Origin of the sequence: Nioella sediminis (genome assembly GCF_001879695.1) — a bacterium.
Taxonomy (GTDB): domain Bacteria; phylum Pseudomonadota; class Alphaproteobacteria; order Rhodobacterales; family Rhodobacteraceae; genus Nioella; species Nioella sediminis.
The window spans coordinates 16,551-39,131 of the sequence record NZ_MNBL01000105.1 but is presented as its reverse complement, the minus strand read 5'-3'; the positions used below and the strand labels follow the sequence as shown (position 1 = coordinate 39,131).

Annotated in this window: 18 protein-coding genes and 1 pseudogene; 11 read left to right on the top strand and 8 right to left on the bottom strand. The window is 62.7% G+C overall.

All coding sequences use genetic code 11. The annotated features are described in order from the left end of the window. Positions 1-45: 45 nt before the first annotated feature. From BKY26_RS13195 to paaG, 5 genes are all read right to left on the bottom strand, one after another. Entirely contained in the window at positions 46-942 is an 897-nt protein-coding gene (locus BKY26_RS13195) for a DMT family transporter (protein ID WP_071690854.1), read from the bottom strand. An 84-nt stretch (positions 943-1,026) separates the two neighbouring features. Further along, positions 1,027-1,623 (bottom strand): TetR/AcrR family transcriptional regulator, encoded by a 597-nt coding sequence (locus BKY26_RS13190; RefSeq protein WP_071690853.1) that lies wholly within the window; start codon positions 1,621-1,623, stop codon positions 1,027-1,029. 3 nt (positions 1,624-1,626) lie between these two features. Further along, the gene (paaK, locus tag BKY26_RS13185) at positions 1,627-2,937 is read right to left on the bottom strand and encodes a phenylacetate--CoA ligase PaaK (protein WP_071690852.1); all 1,311 of its coding nucleotides are present in this window, start codon (positions 2,935-2,937) and stop codon (positions 1,627-1,629) included. Positions 2,938-2,943: 6 nt separating this feature from the next. Then, complete coding sequence (paaI, locus tag BKY26_RS13180; RefSeq protein ID WP_071690851.1) at positions 2,944-3,369, bottom strand: hydroxyphenylacetyl-CoA thioesterase PaaI; 426 nt, start codon at positions 3,367-3,369, stop codon at positions 2,944-2,946. Then, on the bottom strand, positions 3,366-4,151 hold the full coding sequence (gene paaG / locus BKY26_RS13175; protein ID WP_071690850.1) for a 2-(1,2-epoxy-1,2-dihydrophenyl)acetyl-CoA isomerase PaaG: 786 nt from the start codon (positions 4,149-4,151) through the stop codon (positions 3,366-3,368). The genes paaI and paaG overlap by 4 nt, the downstream gene beginning before the upstream one ends. 93 nt (positions 4,152-4,244) lie before the next feature. On the opposite strand from paaG, the gene BKY26_RS13170 reads away from it, so the two are divergent. From BKY26_RS13170 to BKY26_RS13135, 8 genes and pseudogenes are all read left to right on the top strand, one after another. Then, positions 4,245-6,296 carry an FAD-dependent oxidoreductase gene (locus BKY26_RS13170; RefSeq protein ID WP_071690849.1) on the top strand — a complete coding sequence of 684 codons (2,052 nt, stop codon included), beginning with the start codon at positions 4,245-4,247 and terminating at the stop codon, positions 6,294-6,296. Then, on the top strand, positions 6,293-8,311 hold the full coding sequence (gene paaZ / locus BKY26_RS13165; protein ID WP_071690848.1) for a phenylacetic acid degradation bifunctional protein PaaZ: 2,019 nt from the start codon (positions 6,293-6,295) through the stop codon (positions 8,309-8,311). Before BKY26_RS13170 ends, paaZ begins: the two co-directional genes overlap by 4 nt. 2 nt (positions 8,312-8,313) lie before the next feature. Then, positions 8,314-9,159: a PaaX family transcriptional regulator C-terminal domain-containing protein gene (locus tag BKY26_RS13160; RefSeq protein WP_158514339.1), complete on the top strand. Its 846-nt coding sequence runs from the start codon at positions 8,314-8,316 to the stop codon at positions 9,157-9,159. 373 nt (positions 9,160-9,532) lie between these two features. Beyond that, on the top strand, positions 9,533-10,633 hold the full coding sequence (locus tag BKY26_RS13155; RefSeq protein WP_071690846.1) for an ABC transporter ATP-binding protein: 1,101 nt from the start codon (positions 9,533-9,535) through the stop codon (positions 10,631-10,633). 70 nt (positions 10,634-10,703) lie between these two features. Further along, positions 10,704-11,819, top strand: a complete 1,116-nt coding sequence (locus BKY26_RS13150) for an extracellular solute-binding protein (protein WP_071690845.1) — start codon at positions 10,704-10,706, stop codon at positions 11,817-11,819. Positions 11,820-11,921: 102 nt separating this feature from the next. Then, positions 11,922-12,212, top strand: coding sequence for a DUF1330 domain-containing protein (locus tag BKY26_RS13145; protein WP_071690844.1), 291 nt, complete (start codon positions 11,922-11,924; stop codon positions 12,210-12,212). Beyond that, positions 12,209-13,765 (top strand): ABC transporter permease, encoded by a 1,557-nt coding sequence (locus tag BKY26_RS13140; protein WP_071690843.1) that lies wholly within the window; start codon positions 12,209-12,211, stop codon positions 13,763-13,765. Before BKY26_RS13145 ends, BKY26_RS13140 begins: the two co-directional genes overlap by 4 nt. Before the next feature lie 14 nt (positions 13,766-13,779). After that, a pseudogene (locus BKY26_RS13135) lies at positions 13,780-14,625 on the top strand (ABC transporter permease); the annotation flags it as partial. A gap of 211 nt (positions 14,626-14,836) precedes the next feature. Here BKY26_RS13135 and BKY26_RS13130 read toward each other — a convergent pair. Together BKY26_RS13130 and BKY26_RS13125 are read right to left on the bottom strand one after the other, a co-directional pair. Then, the gene (locus BKY26_RS13130; protein ID WP_071690841.1) at positions 14,837-15,571 is read right to left on the bottom strand and encodes an SDR family NAD(P)-dependent oxidoreductase; all 735 of its coding nucleotides are present in this window, start codon (positions 15,569-15,571) and stop codon (positions 14,837-14,839) included. After that, the gene (locus BKY26_RS13125; RefSeq protein ID WP_071690840.1) at positions 15,568-16,341 is read right to left on the bottom strand and encodes an SDR family oxidoreductase; all 774 of its coding nucleotides are present in this window, start codon (positions 16,339-16,341) and stop codon (positions 15,568-15,570) included. The genes BKY26_RS13130 and BKY26_RS13125 overlap by 4 nt, the downstream gene beginning before the upstream one ends. 150 nt (positions 16,342-16,491) lie before the next feature. On the opposite strand from BKY26_RS13125, the gene BKY26_RS13120 reads away from it, so the two are divergent. Further along, complete coding sequence (locus BKY26_RS13120; protein ID WP_071690839.1) at positions 16,492-17,718, top strand: acyl-CoA dehydrogenase family protein; 1,227 nt, start codon at positions 16,492-16,494, stop codon at positions 17,716-17,718. After that, complete coding sequence (locus tag BKY26_RS13115) at positions 17,718-18,737, top strand: phosphotransferase family protein (RefSeq protein ID WP_071690838.1); 1,020 nt, start codon at positions 17,718-17,720, stop codon at positions 18,735-18,737. Before BKY26_RS13120 ends, BKY26_RS13115 begins: the two co-directional genes overlap by 1 nt. Positions 18,738-18,919: 182 nt before the next feature. On the opposite strand, the gene betC is transcribed toward BKY26_RS13115, so the two are convergent. Next, positions 18,920-20,455 (bottom strand): choline-sulfatase, encoded by a 1,536-nt coding sequence (gene betC / locus BKY26_RS13110; protein WP_071690837.1) that lies wholly within the window; start codon positions 20,453-20,455, stop codon positions 18,920-18,922. A 480-nt stretch (positions 20,456-20,935) separates the two neighbouring features. Between betC and BKY26_RS13105 the strand changes: the two genes are divergently transcribed. Then, complete coding sequence (locus BKY26_RS13105) at positions 20,936-22,504, top strand: ABC transporter substrate-binding protein (RefSeq protein WP_071690836.1); 1,569 nt, start codon at positions 20,936-20,938, stop codon at positions 22,502-22,504. Positions 22,505-22,581: the final 77 nt, after the last annotated feature.

Sequence of the window (22,581 nt, the reverse complement as noted above, 5' to 3'; positions counted from 1 at the left end):
GGAGCGAAATTTCCCGATTTGATCAAATATGAGCCACAGGCCGGCTCACACTTGCGATTTATGCCCCAAAACCTCCACGAATCCGGCGCCGACGATCATCATCGTCCCAATCCCCTCTCGCCACCCGAAGGGCTCGCCCGACCAGAGCGCGGCTGAGATCACGCCGACGACGATATCGCTCATCAACAGAAGCCCCAGCCGCGCCGGGGTCAGGACGGTGGCCGGCCAGATGGTCAGGAAGAGCATGGGAACGAGGACGAGGCCCGCGATCAGGAACCAGGGGGCCGCGCCCATCACATGCGCGCTGGTGAAGCTGCCGCCAAGGCTGGCCCCACCGAGCAAGAGTGTCGCGCCGGTCACGACCAATGCGCCGAAGACGAAGGCGAAGACCTGTTCGGCCACCGCCACCGTGCCCGCGCGATAGAGGAAGAAGGACCCGAGTGCCCAGCTCATCCCCGAGATCAGCGCCAGAATATCCCCAAGATTCGGACCGCGCCCAAGTGCACCGACCCCCATCATCACCACCAGTCCGCCAATCCCAAGCACGATTGCGCCGATCCTGGCCGGGGTCAGCCTTTCCCCCAGGAAGGCGAGGCCGAGGGCCGTGCTCCAGATCGGGGAGAGATAGAACAGCAGGACGGATCTGATCACATCCGTCAGGACGAGACTGGTGGAATAGAGGCTGAAGGCGCAGCCGGTCAGCAGGCCGCAGGGCACCAGCACCGCAAGATGTGCAAGGGGGCGGGCCTTGAGCCACAGCAGAACCGGGATCATCAGGGCAACGGCCGCGAAATAGAGCGAGAACCCGGCCCAGGCCCCCGGCAGCCCGGCCTGTTCGATGGCGCGGATCGGGATCCAGATCAGCCCCCAAAGCGCGCCGCCGATCACGATGGCGACCGCGGCAGCTCCGGGCTGCCGTGCGATTTCCTGCAGGCGGGACATGGGCTTGGCTCCTGATCGGGATGCGTCGGGGTGACTGGCCCGACCCCGCACAGCCTGCCCCGAGAGCGCGTTCTCGGCAAGCCCTCAGATGCCGGGAAGGCCCTTCAGCGTCAGGTCTGCAACAAGCGTGGCATAGGCGTCACGAGCCTGAGGTCCGGCGCCGCCGTTCCACATATAGTACCAGTTCAGCATGCCGAAGACCGACATGGTCACGGCGCGCAGCTTGGCCCGGTCGTCGCCGAAGACCTGCGGGGCCGCCGCGCGGATGCAATCGGAGAGATAGCGCACCATGTCCCGCTGATAGGCGCGCATGCGGTCCTGCTGATCCTCGGGCAGGGCAGAGAGCGCATTGAGTTGCACCTGGTGTTCGTAATCCGACCCCTGATAGGCGCGCAGAACGTCGCGGATGACCCGGCGCAGCCGGTCTTCGGGGTCGAGGCCCTCTACATCGGTAGCCAGGATCAGATCGCGCAGGTCTGACAGGTAACTGTCGAGAATGTCGAAGAGAATCGCGTCCTTGCTGTCATAGTAGTGGTAGATATTCGCCTTCGAGATCCCGCATTCCTTGGCGAGCTGCGCCATCGAGGCGCGGTCGAACCCCTCGGTGGCGAAGATCTTGGCCGCCGATTGCAGGATCTGATCCCGTTTCTGGTCGTGGTCTTTCGCGATTGTCCGGGCCAAGGCTTATCCTTTCTCGCGGTTGTCGACGACGCGCTTGGCCTTGCCCTCGCTGCGGGCCACCGCGCCGGGGTCGCCCACATTCACCTCGATGGAAATGCCGACGATATCCTTGACGCGCTTGGACAGCATCCGGGAGGCCGCGGTTTTCGACAGTTCGTCGGTGGCGTCGGGCAGCGCCTCTACATGCACGCGCATCGCGTCCATCCGACCTGCCGTATAGAGCTCGATCTGGAAATGGGGCGCGAGGCCGCCGGTCGCCATCAGCTGTTCTTCGATCTGGGTGGGGAAGACGTTGACGCCGCGCAGGATCATCATGTCGTCGGAGCGTCCGGTGATCTTTTCCATCCGCCGCATGGATCGCGCCGTGCCGGGCAGAAGGCGCGTCAGGTCCCGCGTGCGGTAGCGGATCATCGGCAGGCCTTCCTTGGTCAGCGTGGTGAAGACCAGTTCGCCCAGCTCGCCATCGGGCAGCACTTCGCCGGTTTCGGGGTCGATGATTTCGGGCAGGAAGTGATCCTCCCAGATCACCGGGCCATCCTTGGTTTCCACGCATTCATTGGCCACGCCCGGCCCCATGATCTCGGAAAGCCCATAGATATCAACCGCATGCATATCGAAGGCCTGCTCGACCTCCTTGCGCATGGCGTCGGTCCAGGGTTCGGCCCCGAAAATGCCGACCTCCAGGCTGCTGTCGCGCGGATCGAGGCCCAGTTTGTGGAACTGTTCGAGGATGTTGAGCATGTAGGAGGGCGTGACCATGATCGTCGTGGGCTTGAAATCGTTGATCAGCGTCACCTGCCGTTCGGTCATGCCGCCGGACACCGGGACCACCGTCGCGCCGAGCCTTTCAGCCCCGTAATGCGCGCCGAGGCCGCCGGTGAAAAGCCCGTAGCCATAGGCCACATGCACGATGTCGCCCGCGCGGGTGCCGGAGGCGCGCATGGAGCGCGCGACGAGGTCGGCCCAGTTGCTGATGTCGTTTTTCGTATAGCCTACAACGGTGGGTTTCCCGGTGGTGCCGGAGGACGCGTGAATGCGGGAGATCTGTTCGCGCGGGACGGCGAAAAGGCCGAAGGGGTAGTTGTCGCGCAGGTCCGTCTTGTAGGTGAAGGGGAACTTCGCGAGGTCCGAAAGCTGTTGCAGATCATCGGGATGCACGCCCGCTGCATCAAAGCGCTGGCGATACATCGGCACATTGTCATAGGCGTGGCGGACGGACCATTTCAGGCGGTCGAGTTGCAGCGCGCGGATCTCGTCAATCGAGGCGATCTCGATCGGGTCGAGCTCTTCCTTGCGGGGGCTGAGGTCTTTCATGTCGGTTTACTCCTCGAACAACTGGCCCTTGATCGCGCGGGAATTTCCCCGGAACTCCGCGATCACGGTGCCGTTCTGGTTGGTCACGGTCACGTCATAGATGCCGCTGCGGCCGGTCAGGCTGATTTCGCGCGCGGTTGCGGTCAGGCGGTCGCCAACGCGACCCGGCGCGACATAGGTGATGGTATTGGTCTGGGCGACGGTGGACTGGTTGCGGCTGTTGCAGGCGAAGGCAAAGGCGCTGTCGGCCAGTGAGAAGGTCACGCCGCCATGGCAGATGCCGTGGCCGTTGGCGTGGTGGGATTCCACCGTCAGGGCCAATGTGGCGCGGCCTTCGCTGACCTCGACGATTTCCATGCCGAACCAGGGCGAGGCATTGTCGTCGGCCCACATGGCTTCAGCGGATTTCTGGGCGCGGGTTTCAGGGGTCATCGGCCTTTGAACTCCGGCTGGCGTTTGGTCAGGAAGGCGCTGACACCCTCTGCGTAATCCGCGCTTTCGCCGCAGGTTTTCATGGCGTCCGCTTCCAGGTCGAGCTGATCGGAGAGCGTGTTGGTGGCGGCGGCCTGAATGCAGTGTTTCGTGAGGCCAAGCCCAAGGGTCGGGCCGCTGGCGAGCTTGGCGGTCAGGGCGCGCGCCTCCGCCATCAGCTGATCGTCGGGGTAGGTGCGCCAGATCAGGCCCCAGTCGGCGGCGGTTTGGGCGGGCAGGGGTTCTGCCGTCATGGCGAGCGCCTTGGCGCGGGCTTCACCCAGAAGTCGGGGCAGGTGCCAGCTGCCGCCGGTATCGGGGACAAGACCCACCTTGCTGAACGACTGGATGAATTTGCCGCTCTCGGCGGCCAGCACGATGTCGCAGGCCAAGGCAAGGCTGACGCCCGCGCCTGCCGCGACGCCGTTCACGGCGCACACCACTGGCAGGCGCATGTCGCGGATGAGCCGCACAAGCGGGGCGTAGAAGGTGCGGACGGTGTGGCCCAGATCGGGCGGACCATCCATTTTCGAGGGGTCGCGGTCGCCCAGATCCTGCCCGGCGCAGAAGCCTCGGCCCGCGCCGGTCAGCAGGACCGCCCGCGCGCCACTATCGCGCGCCTCGGTCAGCGCGGCGCGCAGGGCAAGGTGCATCTCTTCGTTGAAACTGTTCAGCCGGTCGGGGCGGTTGAGCGTGATTTCACGCCAGTCCCCGTGGTCCGTCACCAATACCGTGTCGCTCATCTGCGGCCTCTCCTCCCTCGCTCAGGAATCTCTTGCATAAACCGAACGGTTGGTCAATAAATTCCGCAACACCGAGAGGGAGGGATCGCCGCAATGACCGCCGACATGCCAGTAACTGTCAGAAAAGACGGGGATATTGCCTGGGTCACTATCGACAGTCCGCCGGTGAACGCGACATCGCAGGCCGTTCGGGCAGGTCTGGAAAGTGCTGTTGAAGCAGTCAAAGGCGCGCGTCTGGCGGTTCTGAAATGCGCCGGGAAGACCTTCATCGCGGGCGGTGACATGTCGGAGTTTGACGGCCCCGCGTTGCTGCCGCATCTGCCAGACGTGGTGCAGATGATCGAGGACTCAGGTGTGCCGTTCCTGGCGCTTCTGCATGGTTCGGTTCTGGGGGGCGGGTTCGAGATTGCCATGGGCTGCGCCTGGCGTTTCGCCGCGCCGGGGACCAAGTTTGGCCTGCCGGAAGTGAATGTCGGCATCATCCCCGGCGCCGGGGGCACGCAACGCGCCCCGCGCCTGGTGGGCATGGAGGCCGCCATCGAGATGGCCTGCAACGGCCGGATGTATTCAGCGACGGATATGCTGGCGCTTGGCGGCATCGACAGGATCGTTGACGATCCCGATGCCGCCGCCCGTGCCTTCGCCGCCGATCTGCCGGAGCGCCCCGTCGCGGTCAGCGCGCGTAGCTGCGCGGCCCTGAGCGATGCGGAATATGCGGCCAAGGCAGCCGAGATCGCCAAGCGCGCCAAGGGCCAGCAATCGCCCCTGTTGAACCTGGAGTCGCTGCAATGGGCGGCTCTGCCTTTCGCAGAGGGTCAGCCCATGGAACGCGCACGGCATCTGGAGATGCGGGCAGGTGCCGAAAGCCGGGCGCTGCGGCACGCGTTCTTTGCAGAGCGGCAGGTGATGAAGCCCAAGGCCATCGCAGGCGCGACCCCGCGCGATCTGTCTCATGTGGCCGTGGTCGGTGGCGGGCTGATGGGGGCGGGGATTGCCGCCTCGTGTCTGTCTGCCGGGTTGCGGGTGACCTTGATCGAGCGAAGCGCAGAAGAGGCAAGCGCCGCGCAAGGCCGCGTGGAGGGGCTGGTTGCGGGGGCGCTGAAGCGCGGGAAAATTTCGCAATCCCAGTATGAAAGCCAGATGACCGCCTTTGCGGCGGTGGACAATTACGCGGCGGCCTCTGGGGTCGATCTGGCGATAGAGGCGGTGTTCGAGGACCTGGGTGTCAAACAGGCGGTGTTTGCGGAACTGGCGAAACATCTGTCGCGGGATGCCATATTGGCCACCAACACCTCCTATCTCGATCCGCGCGAGATCTTCGCGGATATCCCCAACAAGGCGCGGTGCCTCGGCCTGCATTTCTTCTCGCCCGCCCATGTGATGAAGCTGGTCGAAGTGGTGAACACCCCCGAAACCGACCCCGATGTGCTGGCCACCGGGTTTCAGCTGGCCAAGCGGCTGCGCAAGATCGCGGTTCTGTCGGGCATCTGCGACGGGTTCATCGGCAACCGGATGCTCTCGGCCTATCGGCGCGAGGCGGAATATCTGCTGGCCGATGGCGCGCTGCCGCATGAGATCGATGCGGCGATGCGCGGCTTCGGCATGCCGATGGGGCCGTTTGAATTGCAGGACCTCACGGGGCTGCAGATTGCCTGGGCCAATCGCAAGCGGCAGGCGGAGACGCGCGACCCTGCAGAACGCTATGAACGCATTGCTGATACGCTGTGCGAGATGGGCCGCCTTGGGCAGCGCAGCGGCAAGGGGTGGTATGCCTATTCCGAGGGCAGCCGCGCGCCGGAGCGGGATGCGGAGGTCGAGGCTCTGATCGTGGCCTATTCGGCCGACCGGGGCATCACCCGGCGCACATACACGGAACAGGACATCCGCGACCGGCTGCTGACCGTCTATGCCAATGAGGGCGCGCGGATCGTGGAGGAAGGCATCGCCGAGGATTTCGCGGCGGTGGATATTGTCAAGCTGCATGGCTACGGCTTCCCGCGCTGGCGGGGCGGGCCGATGCATTACGCGGCGCAGGTGGGGTGGGCCGCGATGGCCCGGGTGATGGCCGAGGTTGCTGGGGAAAGCCCCGGGTCCTGGGTTATGGCCGAGCATCTTGCGCGCGCGCTGGAAGGAGAACAGACATGAGCCTGCTGGATATTCGAAGCTTCGCTGCGGGCGAGTGGATCGCGCCCGATAGCAGCGCCCGGATGATCGCAAGCGCCGTGACGGGTGAGCCGATGGCGCGGGCGGGGTCTGCGCTGCCGGTGCAGGACATGCTGGACTATGCGCGGGGTGTGGGCGGACCGGCCCTGCGGGCCATGACGTTCCATGACCGGGCGCGGATGCTGAAGGCGCTGGCGCTGGAACTGGGCAAGCACAAGCAGGTGCTCTATGATCTCAGCTTCAGCACCGGGGCCACGCAATCGGATCACTTGATCGACATTGATGGCGGCATCGGCACCATGTTCGTCTTCGCGTCCAAGGGGCGGCGGGAAATGCCGGATGGGCATGTGTATCTGGATGGCGAGGTAGAGCAGCTGAGCCGCAACGGAACCTTCCTCGGTCAGCATATTGCGACGCCATTGCAAGGGGTTGCGGTTCACATCAATGCGTTCAACTTCCCCGTTTGGGGGATGCTGGAAAAGCTCGCGCCGACGCTGCTGGCGGGGGTTCCGGCTATCGTGAAACCCGCGACAGCCACCTGTTACGTGACCGAACTGGCAGTGCGGATCATGGTTGAGAGCGGCATCCTGCCCGTCGGGGCGTTGCAACTGGTGTCGGGCGGTGTGGGCGATATGCTCGACCGGCTTGGCTGTCAGGATGTGGTGAGCTTCACCGGATCGGCGCAGACCGCTTTGGCGCTGCGGTCGAACCCGGTGATCCTGCGCAATTCGGTGCGTTTCGTGGCCGAACAGGACAGCCTGAACGCCTCGATCCTGGGGCCAGATGCTATTGCGGGAACGCCGGAATTTGACCTCTTCGTCAAGGAAGTGACGCGAGAGATGACCACGAAAGCGGGTCAGAAATGCACCGCCATTCGCCGGATCATCGCGCCAAAGGCTGCGGTGCCTGCATTGCTAGAGGCACTGTCGGCCCGGCTTGGCAGCACCACCATCGGCAACCCGCAGGATGACGGCGTCCGCATGGGCGCGCTGGTCAGTGCGGCGCAGAAGGCCGATGTGTTGGAAAAAGCGGCGCTGATCGGGGCAGAGGCGGAACGGGTCTTTGGTGACCCCGATGACTTCGCCATGGCCGGATCGAAAGGCGCCTTCCTGCCGCCGATGCTGTTCCATTGTGCCGATCCCGACGGGGCCGAGCGGGTGCATGACACGGAAGCCTTCGGGCCGGTCAGCACCGTCATGGGCTATCGTGATCTGGGGCATGCGGTGGACCTGGCAAACCGGGGACAGGGGTCTCTGGTGGCGTCCGTCATCACCCATGATCCGGCTGTCGCCCGCGAGGTGGCGCTTGGGTCGGGGGCCTTCCACGGGCGGCTCTATTTCAACAACCGCGACTCGATGAAGGAAAGCACCGGCCATGGCTCGCCGCTGCCGCATATGGTCCATGGCGGGCCGGGGCGCGCGGGGGGCGGTGAGGAAATGGGCGGCATCAGGGGCGTTATGCATTACATGCAGCGGACCGCCATTCAGGGCAGCCCCGACATCCTGTCGGCCATTGGCGGCACCTGGGTGCCTGGCGCGCAGGAGATCGAAGGCCCTGCGCATCCCTTCACCCGCCGCTTTGGCGATCTGGCGATCGGAGAGACCATCCATACCGATCCGCGCGTGGTGACGCTGGAGGATATCGAACATTTCGCCCATTTCACCGGCGACACCTTCTACGCCCATATGGATGAGGAGGCCGCAAAGCGGAACCCGTTCTTCCCCGGCCGCGTGGCGCATGGCTATCTGCTGCTGTCCTTCGCGGCGGGGCTGTTCGTGGAACCCAATGAGGGCCCGGTTCTGGCCAATACCGGGCTTGATGGCTTGCGCTTCATGAAGCCGGTGCAGGCGGGCGATGCGATCAAGGTGCGTCTGACCGTCAAGAAGAAAACCCGCCGCAACGATGAATATGGAGAGGTCCGCTGGCACGCGACCCTGACCAATCAGGATGACGAAATGGTCGCGGAGTACGAGCTTTTGACCATGGTCGCCTTCTGAGAGTGGCGAGCCGCGTCGCGCCTGCCTATAGTCGCGCCATGGAGACGGAAAGCCAGACATTCCGGGATGCGGCGGCTTTGCTGACCGGGGGCGAAAGCCACCGGGTCTGGTCGCTGATCGTGACCATTTTCGGCGACCTCGCCCGGCGTGATGGCGACCGGATCAGCGGCGCGGCGCTGACGCGGCTTGTTGGCCTGATGGGCGTGAAGCCCGAAGCGATGCGCGTGGCGCTGTTCCGCCTGCGAAAGGATGGCTGGATCGACAGTGTCCGCGAAGGGCGGGGCAGCCTGCATTTCCTGACCCCCATGGGGCGCAGGCAAAGCGCCGAGGCCAGCCCGCGCATCTACGAGGCCGAGCGCGGCTTTCCGGACAGGTGGCATCTTTTGGTGTCCGGCACCGGGGAACAGACCGGCCGGGGCCAGCTCGACAGTTTCCTGCTGACCGGGGAATACCTGCCGGTCGGATCGCAGGTGGTGATCGGGCAGGGGCCTCTGCCCGAGACTCTCAAGGGCTTGCTAGGGGTGGAAACCGGGCAGGTCTCGGTGCCAGACTGGCTGCGGGAACAGGTTTGCCCGCCGGACCTGATGGCGCAATATGCGGCGTTGGAGCGGGATTTCACAACGCTGCTGTCCAAACTGGATCGCGCCCTTCCGCTGGCAACGGCAGAGGCCGCGGCGCTGCGTCTGCTTGTCGTTCATAGCTGGCGGCGCCTGCTGTTCCGTCATCCCGACCTGCCGGACTGTTTTTTTCCCTCCGGTTGGCGCGGACCGGACTGCCGGGGACTCTTCCGGTCACTTATGGGCCTGCTGCCCGCCCCCGATCTGGTATCGCTGGAGGCGGCGCTGTGATCTGCGCCACCCGAATCCCGATCGCCGCGAATCAGCTTTGGGCTTTGGCCATTTGATCCGGGACCCGATTCCCGCAAGCTGCACAACCGGTCAGGGTCGAGTGGCTCCGATGTCCAATTTCCGCGTATCTATAGCGCAACCCCTTGCACTGATTGCCTAACAAACCCCCGTATTTTGGTCTTTCGAACTAAATTCCCTGCGGGGGCTGGACGCCTTCGTCTGTGCGCTTAAGGTGGGCAGCAGGACATACGTGTCGGTTTTCGACGGCCATGCGTCGTTTGGCGCGCCCGAAACCGAGGCGAATGCATAAAGAATGGCCGCCAGAGCCGAAAATAAGAACCAGCGCCCCGGCGCCGGACAACAGGGAAGAAACATGAACGCGAGTTCCGGATCGGAAAACTTCGTGGTCTTCGACCGCGTGCAGAAAAGCTACGATGGCGAAACACTCGTCGTAAAAGACCTCAATCTCAGCGTCGGAAAGGGTGAATTCCTGACCATGCTTGGTCCCTCGGGGTCGGGGAAAACCACCTGTCTGATGATGCTGGCCGGGTTCGAGACCGCGACGCACGGGGAAATCCTGTTGGGCGGTCAGCCGATCAACAATATCCCGCCGCACAAGCGTGGCATAGGCATGGTGTTTCAGAACTACGCCCTGTTCCCGCACATGACGGTGGCCGAAAACCTCGCCTTCCCGCTGCAAGTCCGCAACATGGGCAAGTCCGACCAGGAAGCGAAGGTGAAGCGGGCGCTCGACATGGTGCAGATGGGCGATTTCGGCGGTCGCCGTCCGGCCCAGTTGTCCGGTGGTCAGCAGCAGCGGATCGCGCTGGCGCGCGCGCTGGTGTTCGAACCGGAACTCGTGCTGATGGACGAACCGCTCGGCGCGCTCGACAAGCAGCTGCGTGAACACATGCAGTTCGAGATCACCAACCTGGCCCATAACCTCGGCATCACCACGGTCTATGTGACCCACGACCAGACCGAAGCGCTGACCATGTCGGACCGCGTTGCCGTGTTCGACGATGGCCGCATTCAGCAGCTGGCCCCGCCGGACGAACTGTACGAGGCGCCCTCCAACAGCTTCGTGGCGCAGTTCATCGGCGAGAACAACACGCTGATGGGCACTGTCAGCAAGATCGACGGCGACCGCGCAGAGGTGCGGCTGGACGATGGCGAGATCATCGACACCAAGCCCGTGAATGTCAGCAAGGTCGGTGAGCGGACGCTCGTGTCGATCCGCCCCGAGCGGGTGGAATTCAACAAGGACCGCCTGACCCCCGGCGCGCACACCATCAAGGCGGAAGTGCTGGAGTTCATCTATATGGGTGACATCTATCGCACCCGGCTACGTGTGGCCGGCAACGAGGATTTCATCATCAAGACGCGTAACGCCCCCGATCAGCGCCGGCTACAGCCCGGCGAACAGATCGAGATCGGCTGGCGCGCAGAGGATTGCCGGGCGCTGGACGCCTGAGCAACGGGTCCGCCCCTCTGAATGGGGGCGGTGCCTATTCTAATAAAGACGACCAACAGAGGAGAGACTCATGAAACTCAAGACAGCTCTTATGCTGACCTCGGGCGCGGTTATGGCCGCATCCGTAGCACATGCCGACGGTCATATGGCCAACAGCATGACGCTCGTCAGCTGGGGTGGCGCCTATCAGGTCAGCCAGGTGAACGCATATTCCGCGCCTTATCAGGAAATGCATGAAGGCCTGGAAGTGGTCTGGGACGAAAGCTCGGCCGAGGCCGTGGCCCGTCTGCGCGCCATGAACGAAGCCGGCAACATCACCTGGGATCTCGTCGACGTCGTGGCCGCAGACGCCATGCGCCTGTGCGACGAAGGTCTGGCGATGGAAATCGACCATGACGAGGTTCTGGCCCCGGCGCCCGACGGCACCCCGGCCTCCGAAGACTTCGGCGACTTTATCGTGTCCGACTGCTTCATCCCGCAGATCGTGTACTCCACCACCTTTGGCTACCGCACCGATGTGGAAGCCTGGGGCGGCAACACCCCCGACGACATCTGTGACGTGTTCGACCTGGAAAACTTCCCCGGTCAGCGCTCGCTGGAGCGTCGCCCGATCGGCAACATGGAATGGGCGCTGATGTGCGACGGTGTCGACCAGGCAGATGTCTATGACGTGCTGGAAACCGAAGAGGGCATCGCGCGCGCCTTTGCCGTGCTCGACACCATCGCGGACAGCACCGTCTGGTGGTCTGCCGGTGCGGACACCCCGCAGCTGCTGGCCGATGGCGAAGTCGTGTTCGGCTCCACCTACAACGGTCGTCTCTTCAGCCTGATCGAAGAGCAGAACCAGCCCGTCGCCATGATGTGGGACGCGCAGGTCTTCGACCTTGACGGCTGGATCATCCCCGAAGGTCTGCCGGAAGACCGTCTGGCCCGCGTGCTGGACTTCGTCCGCTTCGCAACCGACACGCAGCGTCTGGCTGACCAGGCCCTGTGGATCTCCTACGGCCCGACCCGTGCCTCCTCGGCTCCGCTGGTTGGTCAGCATGCCGACCTGGGCATCGACATGGCACCGCATATGCCGACCGATCCGGCCAACGCGACCCGGACCTTCCTGTTCAACTACGAATGGTGGGCCGATTACCGCGACGACATGGACGCCCGTTTCCAGGCGTGGCTGTCGCAGTAAGCTGACGTTCGCGGCGGGGTTCGTACCCCGCCCGATGACCTGAGACAGTGGCAAGGCGGACATGCGCCGCCTTGCCAGCTCACCACGAAAGGCGGGGGACAGATGCCCAAGGGGTATATCATCGGACATATCACCGTCACCGATCCTGACGCCTACCCGGAATATATCCGGCGCGATACGCCGATCCTTCAGAACCTGGGCGCCAAGTTCATTGTCCGGGGCGGTCGGTCGGAGGTGCCGGAAGGTGAGACATTCGAGCGCCATGTGGTGATCGAGTTCCCGAGCTTTGAGGCCGCCAAGGCCGCTTACAACGACCCAGAATATCAGGAAGTGGCCGAAATTCGCCGGGCCTCGGCGGATAGCGTCATTATCCTAGTGGAAGGCCACGAATGACCGACAATACGGCAGATACCCCCGCAGGCCCGGTGCTGGCCGCTGACGGGCGACCCCTGAAAGCGAGCCTCAATCGCGCGCTCAGGGCCCAGAAGATCCGTGCGCTGCTGCTGATCGCGCCGCTGCTTCTGTTCATCCTGATCACCTTCATTCTTCCGATCGCGGACATGCTGTTCCGCTCGGTCGAAAACCAGATCGTGCGAGAGACCCTGCCGCGCACCGTCGCCGCGATGGAGGAGTGGGAGAACCACGACGAAGCGCCGGGCGAAGACGTGTATGCGGGGCTGTATATCGACCTGTTCGAGGCCGCCGAGTTCCGCCGCCACACCCGCGTTGGCAGCCGTCTGAACTACGAGATGACGGGTATCTCGTCGCTGTTCCGGCAGGCGGGCCGCGGCGTTGGCCGCTTTGACACCGACATCTACACCGATCAATTCACCGATCTGGATGCGGCCTGGGCCGACTACGCCACCTGGACCGGGCTGATGGGCGACAGCGCCATCCGCGCCGCTCTGCCCGAGACCGCAGCCTCTTTCGATACATGGGTTCGGATCACCATCGAGGCCAATGATGATGACCCGGCTGAGGAAAACATCGAGGATTTCGTGTATTTCTCGCTGTATCGTGACCTCGCTGGCAGCGGCTATTCCGGCAGCAACGCGCTGTTGAGCGCCGCCGCAGACGCCGTGGGCGGGTTCGACAGCATCTCGATCCGCGATCAGTTCGAAGATCTGGACGAAGACTGGCTGAACCCCGAGTTGATGGAGACGATCTGGGTCTATTCGCCCTCCTACACGCCGGGCTATTTCCTGACCGCCATCGACATGCAATTGTCGGCGGACGGGATCACCGCACAGCCGGAAGACCGTCAGATCTACGTGACGCTGTTTGGCCGGACGCTGTTCATGTCGCTGGTCATCATGGGCAGCTGCGTGTTGCTGGGCTATCCGATTGCCTTCCTGCTGGCGAACCTGCCGATGCGGGTGTCGAACATCCTGATGATCCTGGTTCTGCTGCCCTTCTGGACCTCGCTTCTGGTGCGGACCTCGGCCTGGAAGGTGCTGTTGCAACAGCAGGGTGTGATCAATGACATCCTGGTGTGGGTTGGACTGGTTGCCGATGATTCCCGATTGCAGCTGATCAACAACCAGACCGGTACGATCATCGCGATGACGCATATTCTGCTGCCCTTCATGATCCTGCCGCTCTATTCGGTGATGCAGACGATCCCGCCCTCATATGTCCGCGCGGCGAAATCGCTCGGCGCGACGGATTGGACGGCGTTCTGGCGGGTCTATTTCCCGCAATCCATCCCGGGTATCGGGGCGGGCTGTATCCTCGTCTTCATCCTCGCCATCGGCTACTACATCACGCCGGAACTGGTCGGGGGCCGGACGGGTACCTTCATCTCGAACCGGATCGCCTATCATATCTCATCGTCGCTCAACTGGGGTCTGGCCGCTGCGCTTGGCAGTATCCTCCTCGGGGTCGTGCTGATCCTCTACTGGATCTATGACCGCATCGTGGGCATCGACAACGTGAAGCTGGGGTAAAGACCATGAGCAGCCTTCCTCCTTATGCCTCGACCGGCCAGAAGATCTGGTTCTACAGCTTCCGGGTGATCTGCGGGTTGATCTTCTTCTTCCTGATCGCCCCGATCATCACGATCATCCCGCTAAGCTTCAACGCCGAGGATTTCTTCACCTTCACGCCGGGCATGCTGGCGCTGGATCCTGATGCCTACGGGCTGGATCACTACCGGGATTTCTTCACCAACCCGGATTGGCAGCAACCGTTGTGGAACTCGGTTCGGATCGCGCCCATGGCAACCCTGCTGTCGGTCGCCTTCGGAACCCTGGCCGCCATCGGCCTGTCGCAGTCCCATGTGCCCTTCAAGGGCGCGATCATGGCGATCCTGATTTCGCCGATGATCGTGCCACTGATCATCTCGGCTGCCGGCATGTATTTCTTCTACAGCCGCATCGGGCTGCAGGGGACCTATCTGGGCGTCGTGCTGGCGCACGCGGCGCTTGGCATCCCCTTCGTGATCATCACCGTGACCGCGACGCTGGTGGGTTTCGACAAGTCGCTGACTCGGGCTTCGGCGAGCCTCGGGGCGGATCCGGTGACGACCTTCTTCAAGGTGCAGATGCCACTGATCCTGCCGGGCGTGATTTCCGGCGGTCTCTTTGCCTTCATCACTTCGTTTGATGAAGTTGTGGTGGTGCTCTTCGTCGGCTCCGCCGGTCAGAAGACGCTGCCCTGGCAGATGTTCATCGGTCTGCGCGAACAGATCTCGCCGACGATCCTGGCGGTGGCGACGATCCTTGTGGTGATCTCCATCGCCCTGCTGACGACCGTGGAGCTTTTGCGGCGACGGTCGGAACGGCTGCGGGGGATGAGCCCCGGTTAACGGATCAGGGCGGCCTTCGGGGCCGCCCTTTTCGTTTCGCCGCCTTCGGCGTCGACCCGTGAACGCGCCTCGTCACCCCCCGCTTGCGCGGGGACCTCCTCGGCGCGTGTTGCCACGGTTGCGTGGAGAGGACGGCGCTTGGGTGTCAGGCCCTGTCCCCGGTGGTGAGGTTGGGACGCCTCCGGCGGGAGTATTTGGGCCAAGAAGAGGATCAGTAGGCGGTGACGCCCCCGTCGATGGCGATGGCCTGACCGGTCATGTAGCTGTTGGCCGGATCGAGAAGCGCCATCATCGCGGCGGTGATTTCCTCGGGCGTTCCGAGACGTTTCATCGGGGAGGCACTGGCGAGAAACTCCTGCATGTCGGCCATGTCGCCATTGGTGACCATCGGCGTGGGGCTGTAGAAGGGGCAGACGGCGTTCACGCGGATGTTGTTGCGCGCTTCCTCGATGGCGGCGGTTTTCGTGAGGCCCACCACCGCATGTTTGGCGGCGGCATAGGCTGCCAGCTTGGGGGCGGCGCCGAGGCCCGCCACCGACGCCACGTTGAGGATCGCGCCGCCGGTGTCCCGCATCAGGGGGATCTGGTGCTTGAGGCCGAAGAACGTGCCCTTGGCGTTGACCGCGTGAATGAGGTCGAACTCATCCTCGCGGATCTCGGTCAGGGGTTTCATCGGGCCTGCGATTCCGGCGTTGTTCACCGCAATATCGAGCTTGCCGAACTGTTCGATGGCGAGGTCACAGAGCGCCTTCACGCGATCCTCTTTCGTCACGTCACAGCGCATGTAAGTGGCCAGATGCCCCCGCGCGACATGGCGCAGACCCCATTTGTTGCGGTCCCCCATGACCAGAAGGGCGCCCTCTGCGGCAAGCGCCTCGGCCAGCAGTTTGCCAAAGCCACTTGCGGCCCCGGTGATGAGCGCGACCTTGCCGTCAAAGCGTTTCATATGGTCAGCCCGCCATCGACGACCAGCAGTTCTCCGGTGGTGTAACTGGCGGCATCCGAAACCAGATAGAGCACCGCGCCCGCCATCTCTGACGGCTCTGCGGGGCGTTTCATCGGCAGGCGGGCCATGATGTCGTTGTAGTGTTTTTCGCTGTCCAGCAACGCGCCTGCGAAACGCGTGCGGGTCCAGCCCGGTGCCAGAGCGTTCACGCGAATACCAAGCGGCGCGCATTCCTTGGCGAAGGCGCGGGTCATGTTCACGACCGCGCCCTTGGTGATGGAATAGGTGCCCTGCATGTCGCCCGGTTCCAGCGCATTGACAGAGGCCGTGTTGACGATCGCGCCCTTGCCCTGATCGCGCATCATCTTGCCCGCCTCGACTGACATGAAGAAATAGCCGCGGATATTGACGTCGAGCGTCTTCTCAAAGGTCGAGAGATCCGTGTCGAGGATATGCCCGAAATAGGGGTTGGTGGCGGCGTTGTTCACGAGGATATCGAGCCGTCCATGGGTGGCCTTGATATGGTCGAAAATGGCGGTGATCTGGTCCATGTCGCCGATATGGCAGGCGAAGGCCTCTGCGCTGCCGCCTGCGGCGATGATGGCCTCGGCCACGGCGGTGCAGCCGTCAATCTTGCGGCTGGACACGATCACATGGGCGCCGTGATCGGCCAGGATCTTCGCAATCTCCTCGCCGATGCCGCGACTGGCGCCGGTGACAAGCGCCACGCGCCCGGTGAGGTCGAATAGCGGATGCGGTTGGATGGTCATGTCTGCGCCTCTCTTTTCTGGAAAGGCTAGAGAGGAGGAGACGAAAGGCAAGGGCTTTCGGGGGTTTGTGGGAAATGACACCACGGCACAGTTGACAGCACATGGCCGCACCCGGAACGTAGCGCCAGCCAGCGAGGGAGGACAGAACCGGTGGATTTCGAACCGACGCCGAAGATGCGCGAGATGCAGGCGCGCCTGACCGAGTTCATGGAGGCACATATCTATCCGGCGGAACCGGTCTTCGCGCGGCATTTCGAGGCCACGGAGACGCCGTTTCGCACGCCCGATTTCTACGAGGATCTGAAGCAAAAGGCCCGCGCGGCGGGGTTGTGGAACCTCTTCCGTCCCAAGGCCCATGGCGGGGAGCTGTCGAACCTCGAATATGCGCCGCTGGCCGAGATCATGGGCCGGGTCTGGTGGGCGCCCGAGATTTTCAACTGCAACGCGCCTGATACGGGCAACATGGAAACGCTTATGCTTTATGGTTCCGACGCGCAGAAGACGCGCTGGCTGGAGCCTTTGCTGGCGGGCGAAATCCGGTCCGGGTTCGCGATGACGGAACCCGATGTCGCGTCCTCGGACGCCACGAATATCCGCACGGAGATCCGCCGCGATGGCGATAGCTACGTGGTGAACGGGCGCAAGTGGTACACGACCGGGGGCATGCGGGAAAGCTGTGCGGTGTTCATCGTCATGGGCAAGTCGGACCCGGACAATCCCGACCGCCACAAGCAGCAAAGCATGATCCTGGTGCCGCGGGATGCGCCGGGGCTGAAAATTCTGCGTCATGTCACAACATTTGGCTATGCGGATGCGCCCTTTGGCGAGGCGGAGATTGAATTCGACAATGTGCGGGTGCCAGCGGACAACCTGCTGCTTGGCGAGGGCAGGGGGTTCGAAATTGCGCAAGGGCGGCTCGGGCCGGGACGCATTCACCATTGCATGCGGCTGGTCGGGGCCGCGCAGAGGGCGCTGGAGCTGATGATGGACCGGGTGGAGGAGCGTGAAACCTTTGGCCGGCGGCTCAGCCAGCACCAGTCGGTGCGGGAGGACATCGCCAAAAGCTGGTGCGAGATCGAACAGGCCCGGCTGCTGACGTTGAAAGCGGCTGCCAAGATCGACCGGGACGGGGCGAAAGCCGCGAAAGACCTGATTTCCGCAATCAAGATCGTCGCCCCGATGATGGCACAGACGGTGATAGACCGCTCGATCCAGATCCACGGCGGAAAGGGGTTGACCCAGGACCTTCCTCTGGCGGAATTGTTTAATTATGCCAGACAGATACGCTTTGCCGACGGGCCTGACCAGGTGCACATGATGGCGCTTGGGCGGCAGCTGGTCAGGGCGCATCACGAGGGCAATAAGGGGCCGGTCTGATGGAAGAGGCGGAGCTCCGACGGTTAGGCAGCTACCTGGAGGCGCATCTTCCGGGCTTTCGCGGGCTGCGCACGGCACAGAAATTCTCGGATGGCCAGTCTAACCCGACCTACAAGCTGCGCGCCGAAAGCGGGGCCTATGTGCTGCGCCGCAAACCACCGGGCGAGTTGCTGAAATCGGCCCATGCGGTGGACAGGGAGTTTAGGGTGTTGTCGGCACTGGCCCAAACGGATGTGCCGGTGGCACGTGCCCTGCATCTCTGTGCCGATGACAGCGTGCTTGGGGCGATGTTCTACGTGATGGAATTTGTCGAGGGGCGGGTCTTTTGGGACCCGTCGCTGCCGGGGATGGACCCTGAGATGCGGGCAGAGATCTATGATCAGATGAACGTGGCGCTCGCGGCGATCCATAGTGTGGATCTGGCGGCCGTGGGCCTGTCTGATTTCGGCAGGGCGGGCAGCTACTATGACCGCCAATACGCCACTTGGGTGCGCCAATACCGGGCAACGGAAACCGGGCCGATCCCGGCGATGGAGCGGATCATCGACTGGTTGGGTGCCAATATGGTGGCCGATGACGGGCGCGTGTCGCTGGTGCATGGCGATTACAGGCTGGACAATGTGATGTTCGCGCCAGACACGCCCAGGTTGATCGCGGTGATGGATTGGGAACTGTCTACGCTCGGCCATCCGCTGGCCGATCTGGCCTATCAATGCATGTTGTGGCGGATGCCGCCGGGGCCTGTGCTGAGCGGATTGCAGGGGGTGGACCGGGCAAGTCTTGGCGTGCCGACGGAAGAGGAATACGTCGCGCGGTATTGTGACAGAATGGGGCTTTCAGGGATCGAGAACTGGGAGTTCTATCTGGTCTTCGGCCTGTTTCGGTTGGCCGCCATCGTGCAGGGCGTGGGTTATCGCGGATTGCAGGGCAATGCGTCTTCGGATCGGGCCTTGCAGGTGGGGGCGCTGGCTGCTCCTTTGGCCGAAAAAGCCTGTGAAATTCTTGACGGGCAGGGCTGACACGGCCGCTCTAAGTCGTTGAAATCAGATTCATTATTGGAATCCAAGTAGTTGTTGAGCGACTTTCGAGTCATTCATGAAGAATGGCCGCAGGATCCATTCAAGGCAATGCCCCGCCAGGTTTGGAACTGGCGGGGCACTCTTTTGTTTGATCAAACATCCTAAAGGCGAGTAGTCTTTTTTTAACTATCTGATTTTGCTTTGAAAGGTGGAAAGCGGGTCATCTCTGCCGCCACCGTCCAATCCATATGGTTGCGCACGAATTCCTGCGCGGCGTCGCGGGGCGGCTGATAGTCCCAACTCACCAGGTTCCCGATCTCCATCGCGCGATGCACCGGTCCTCGTCGCTTCTGGCTGGCCAAAACAGCCTCGTAGAGCGGTTCTTCCTGCCATTTCTCTGAAATGAACGCTTTGAATTCTGCGACTTTCTGCGCATGCGCGGGATCATCTGCCAGATTTTCACGCTCAAAAGGATCTGAGGAAATATCAAATAATTGAGGAGGATCAACCTCACAGTGGATGTATTTCCAGGGGCCACGCCGGATCATGAAGATCGGATGGCTTGCACATTCCGCACAGTACTCCCCAAGCACCTCTCCGCCATCCGGGTTATCCACAGCCCCCTGAAGCAGTGGCCAGAGCGACCGCCCATCCAGATCCATTGCCGGATCGGGGGCAGTTTGCCCCGTGGAGGCCGCGATATCGAGGAAGGTCGGCAGGATATCCAGCAGGCTGACGGGCTCTGCCACGGTCCGGTTCCCGACACCCGGACCCGCAATTATCATTGGGATTCGAGCGGAATGCTCGAAGAAGCTCATCTTGTACCAGAGCCCGCGTTCGCCAAGCATGTCGCCATGATCCGAGGTCACGATGACGATCGTGTTCTCCAACTGCCCGGATTCCTCCAACGCCTTCACGATCTCGCCGACCTTGGAGTCGAAATAGGACGTGTTGGCATAGTAGCCGTGGCGTGCATTGCGGATCTCCTGCTCCGTCACCGGTTGCGCATCCGCGCCGATCCCGTGATGCACGCGCAGCGTGTGTGGGTCATCCGTCAGTCCGGTTTGGGGCATGTCGATCTCTTCGTCGGAATAGAGGTTCCAGAACTCGGGCCGAGGCACATAGGGGTCATGCGGGTGGATGAGGCTGACCACCATGGCAAAGGGCGCAGTCCCGCGCATCGCATATTCAAGAATGCGGCGGCGGGCGAGGAAGGTCGCCTCTTCGTCATACTCGATCTGAAACGTGGTCGCGGCAGGTCCGGCCTGCTGCACGGACTCCATATTGTGATACCACTTGTCGATCCGCTCGTGCGGGTTGGTCCAGTCCGGCGTCCAGGCATGATCGGACGGATAGACATCGGTGGTCAGCCGTTCTTCGAACCCGTGCAGCTGATCCGGGCCGACAAAGTGCATCTTGCCGGACAGGCAGGTGCGATACCCCATCATCCTGAGGTAATGGGCAAATGTGGGGATCGATGCGGGGAATTCAGCGGCATTGTCATAGGCCCCGATTTTCGAAACCAGTTGACCGGTCATGAAAGACGCCCGCGACGGCGCGCAGAGCGGCGAGTTGCAATAGGCGGAATCAAAGCGCGTTCCGCGTGCGGCCAAAGCATCCATATTCGGGGTTTTCACCACCGGATGGCCGTAGGTGCCCGTGAACTGCGGGGCAAGCTGATCGGCCATGATCAGCACGATATTCGGGGGCCTTTGCATCTGTTTGTCCTCTTTTCGGGGGGTGGCCGGGCACGGCGCCGATCGGGCACGTGCAGTGTCAATGACATGAAGATCCGGGCCGGACGCAAGAAAATTTCTTTCTTTTGCGGAAACGGTGTCGCAAATCGTCAATCACCGGTCGAATTTGGGTTTTCGCCCTCGGAAACCCGTGCAAGAGTGCCCCCATGGACTCGCTGCACTTGATGCCATCATGCCAGAACTCCGGAACTGAGGTTTCGAAAAACTCGAAAACAGGGCAATTGGCTTGCGGATTTGAGGATCATTGTTTCGATTGGGACCCAGGGGGTGCAGCTCAGACCACTTGCCGCGCATATCGAAAGCCGTTTAGCTTAAAACATGGCTTGGACCATGCGACGGAAGGCCGATGACAGTCCCTGCTCCTGACCATGCGGGCCAACGAAACACAGCTCGAGACTGTGAGAAACTCGAAAGAACTATGACAACAGCGGAGAAAGCAACATGACGAAAACTTCACTTCTTTCGGGCGGTGTAAGCCGCCGTGGCGTGCTGAAAGGCGCGTCTGCCATTGGCGGTGCGGCGCTGATCAGCTCAATGGGGGCCCGCAAAGCGCAGGCGCAGCCGACCCGTGGCGGCACCCTGCGCGTCGCTCAGGCCCATGGCTCCACCACCGACTCGATGGATCCGGGGTCTTGGGAAAACGACTTCACCATTCTGCAGGCCCATACCCGCAACAACTACCTGACGGAAATCGCGCCTGACGGGTCGCTGATTCCTGAACTGGCGGAAAGCTGGGAAGCCTCGGCGGATGCCGCCACCTGGACGTTCACCATCCGGTCCGGCGTTCAGTTCCATTCCGGCCATATCCTGACCGCCGAAGACGTGGTCGCCTCGCTGCGCCACCACATGGGCGAAGATTCCACCTCGGCCGCCGCGCCGATCGTGGCGCCGATCACCGATATGCGCGTTGACGGCATGAACGTCATCTTCACGCTGGCCTCTGGCAATGCCGACTTCCCCTTCGTGCTGGCCGATTATCACCTGCCGATGCTGCCCTCGCGCGATGGTGCCATCGACCCGATGACAATGGATGGCTGCGGCCCCTACAAGATCGAGGAACTCGAATTCGGTGTCGGGGCGACCTATTCGCGCCACGAAGGCTATTGGAAATCGGACGCGGCCTATTTCGATGCGGTCGAACAGATCGTCATCCACGATGCCGCCGCGCGTCAGAACGCGCTGATCTCGGGCGAGGTCGACTACATCGACTCCGCCGACCTCAACACCGTGCACCTGCTGCAGCGTGCGCCGGGCGTGGTGGTTCTGTCGGTCACCGGCAACCAGCATTACGGCCTGCCGATGGACACCCGCGCAGCACCGTTCAGCGACAACAACATCCGCATGGCGCTGAAATATGCCATCGACCGTCAGCAGCTGGTGGATACAATCCTGAACGGCTATGGCGCTGTCGGAAACGACCATCCGATCGGCTCTGGCCAGCTTTACTACAATACCGAGCTGGAGCAGAAAGCCTACGATCCCGATCGCGCGCGCTACTACCTCGCGCAGGCGGGCGTGGACAGTCTCGACGTAGATATCCACCTCGCCGATGCGGCCTTCGCGGGCGCGGTCGATGCGGGTGTGCTCTATTCCGAAACTGCGGCAGCGGCCGGGATCAATATCAACGTGGTTCGTGAACCCAACGATGGTTATTGGTCCAACGTCTGGATGCAGCTGCCCTGGTGCGGCACCTACTGGGGCGGCCGTCCGACCCAGGACCTGATGTTCTCGACCGCCTATGAAACGGGCGCGCCGTGGAACGAAACCTACTGGAGCCATGAGCGCTTCAACGAGCTGCTTCTGGCCGCCCGTGCCGAGCTGAACGAAGACCTGCGTCGCGAGATGTATTTCGAGATGCAGCAGATCTGTTCGGACGAAGGTGGCGCGCTGATCCCGATGTTCGCGGCTTATGTCGGCGCGCATAGCGATGCGCTGATGCATGGCGAACAGGTGGCTTCCAACTGGCGCAACGACGGTCACCGGATCGCGGAACGCTGGTGGTTTGCCTGATCTGACACACATCGCCCCGGGCCGTTCTGGCCCGGGGTTTCTATTCTGTGACCTTAGGCGCACTCGGGACGGTGCCG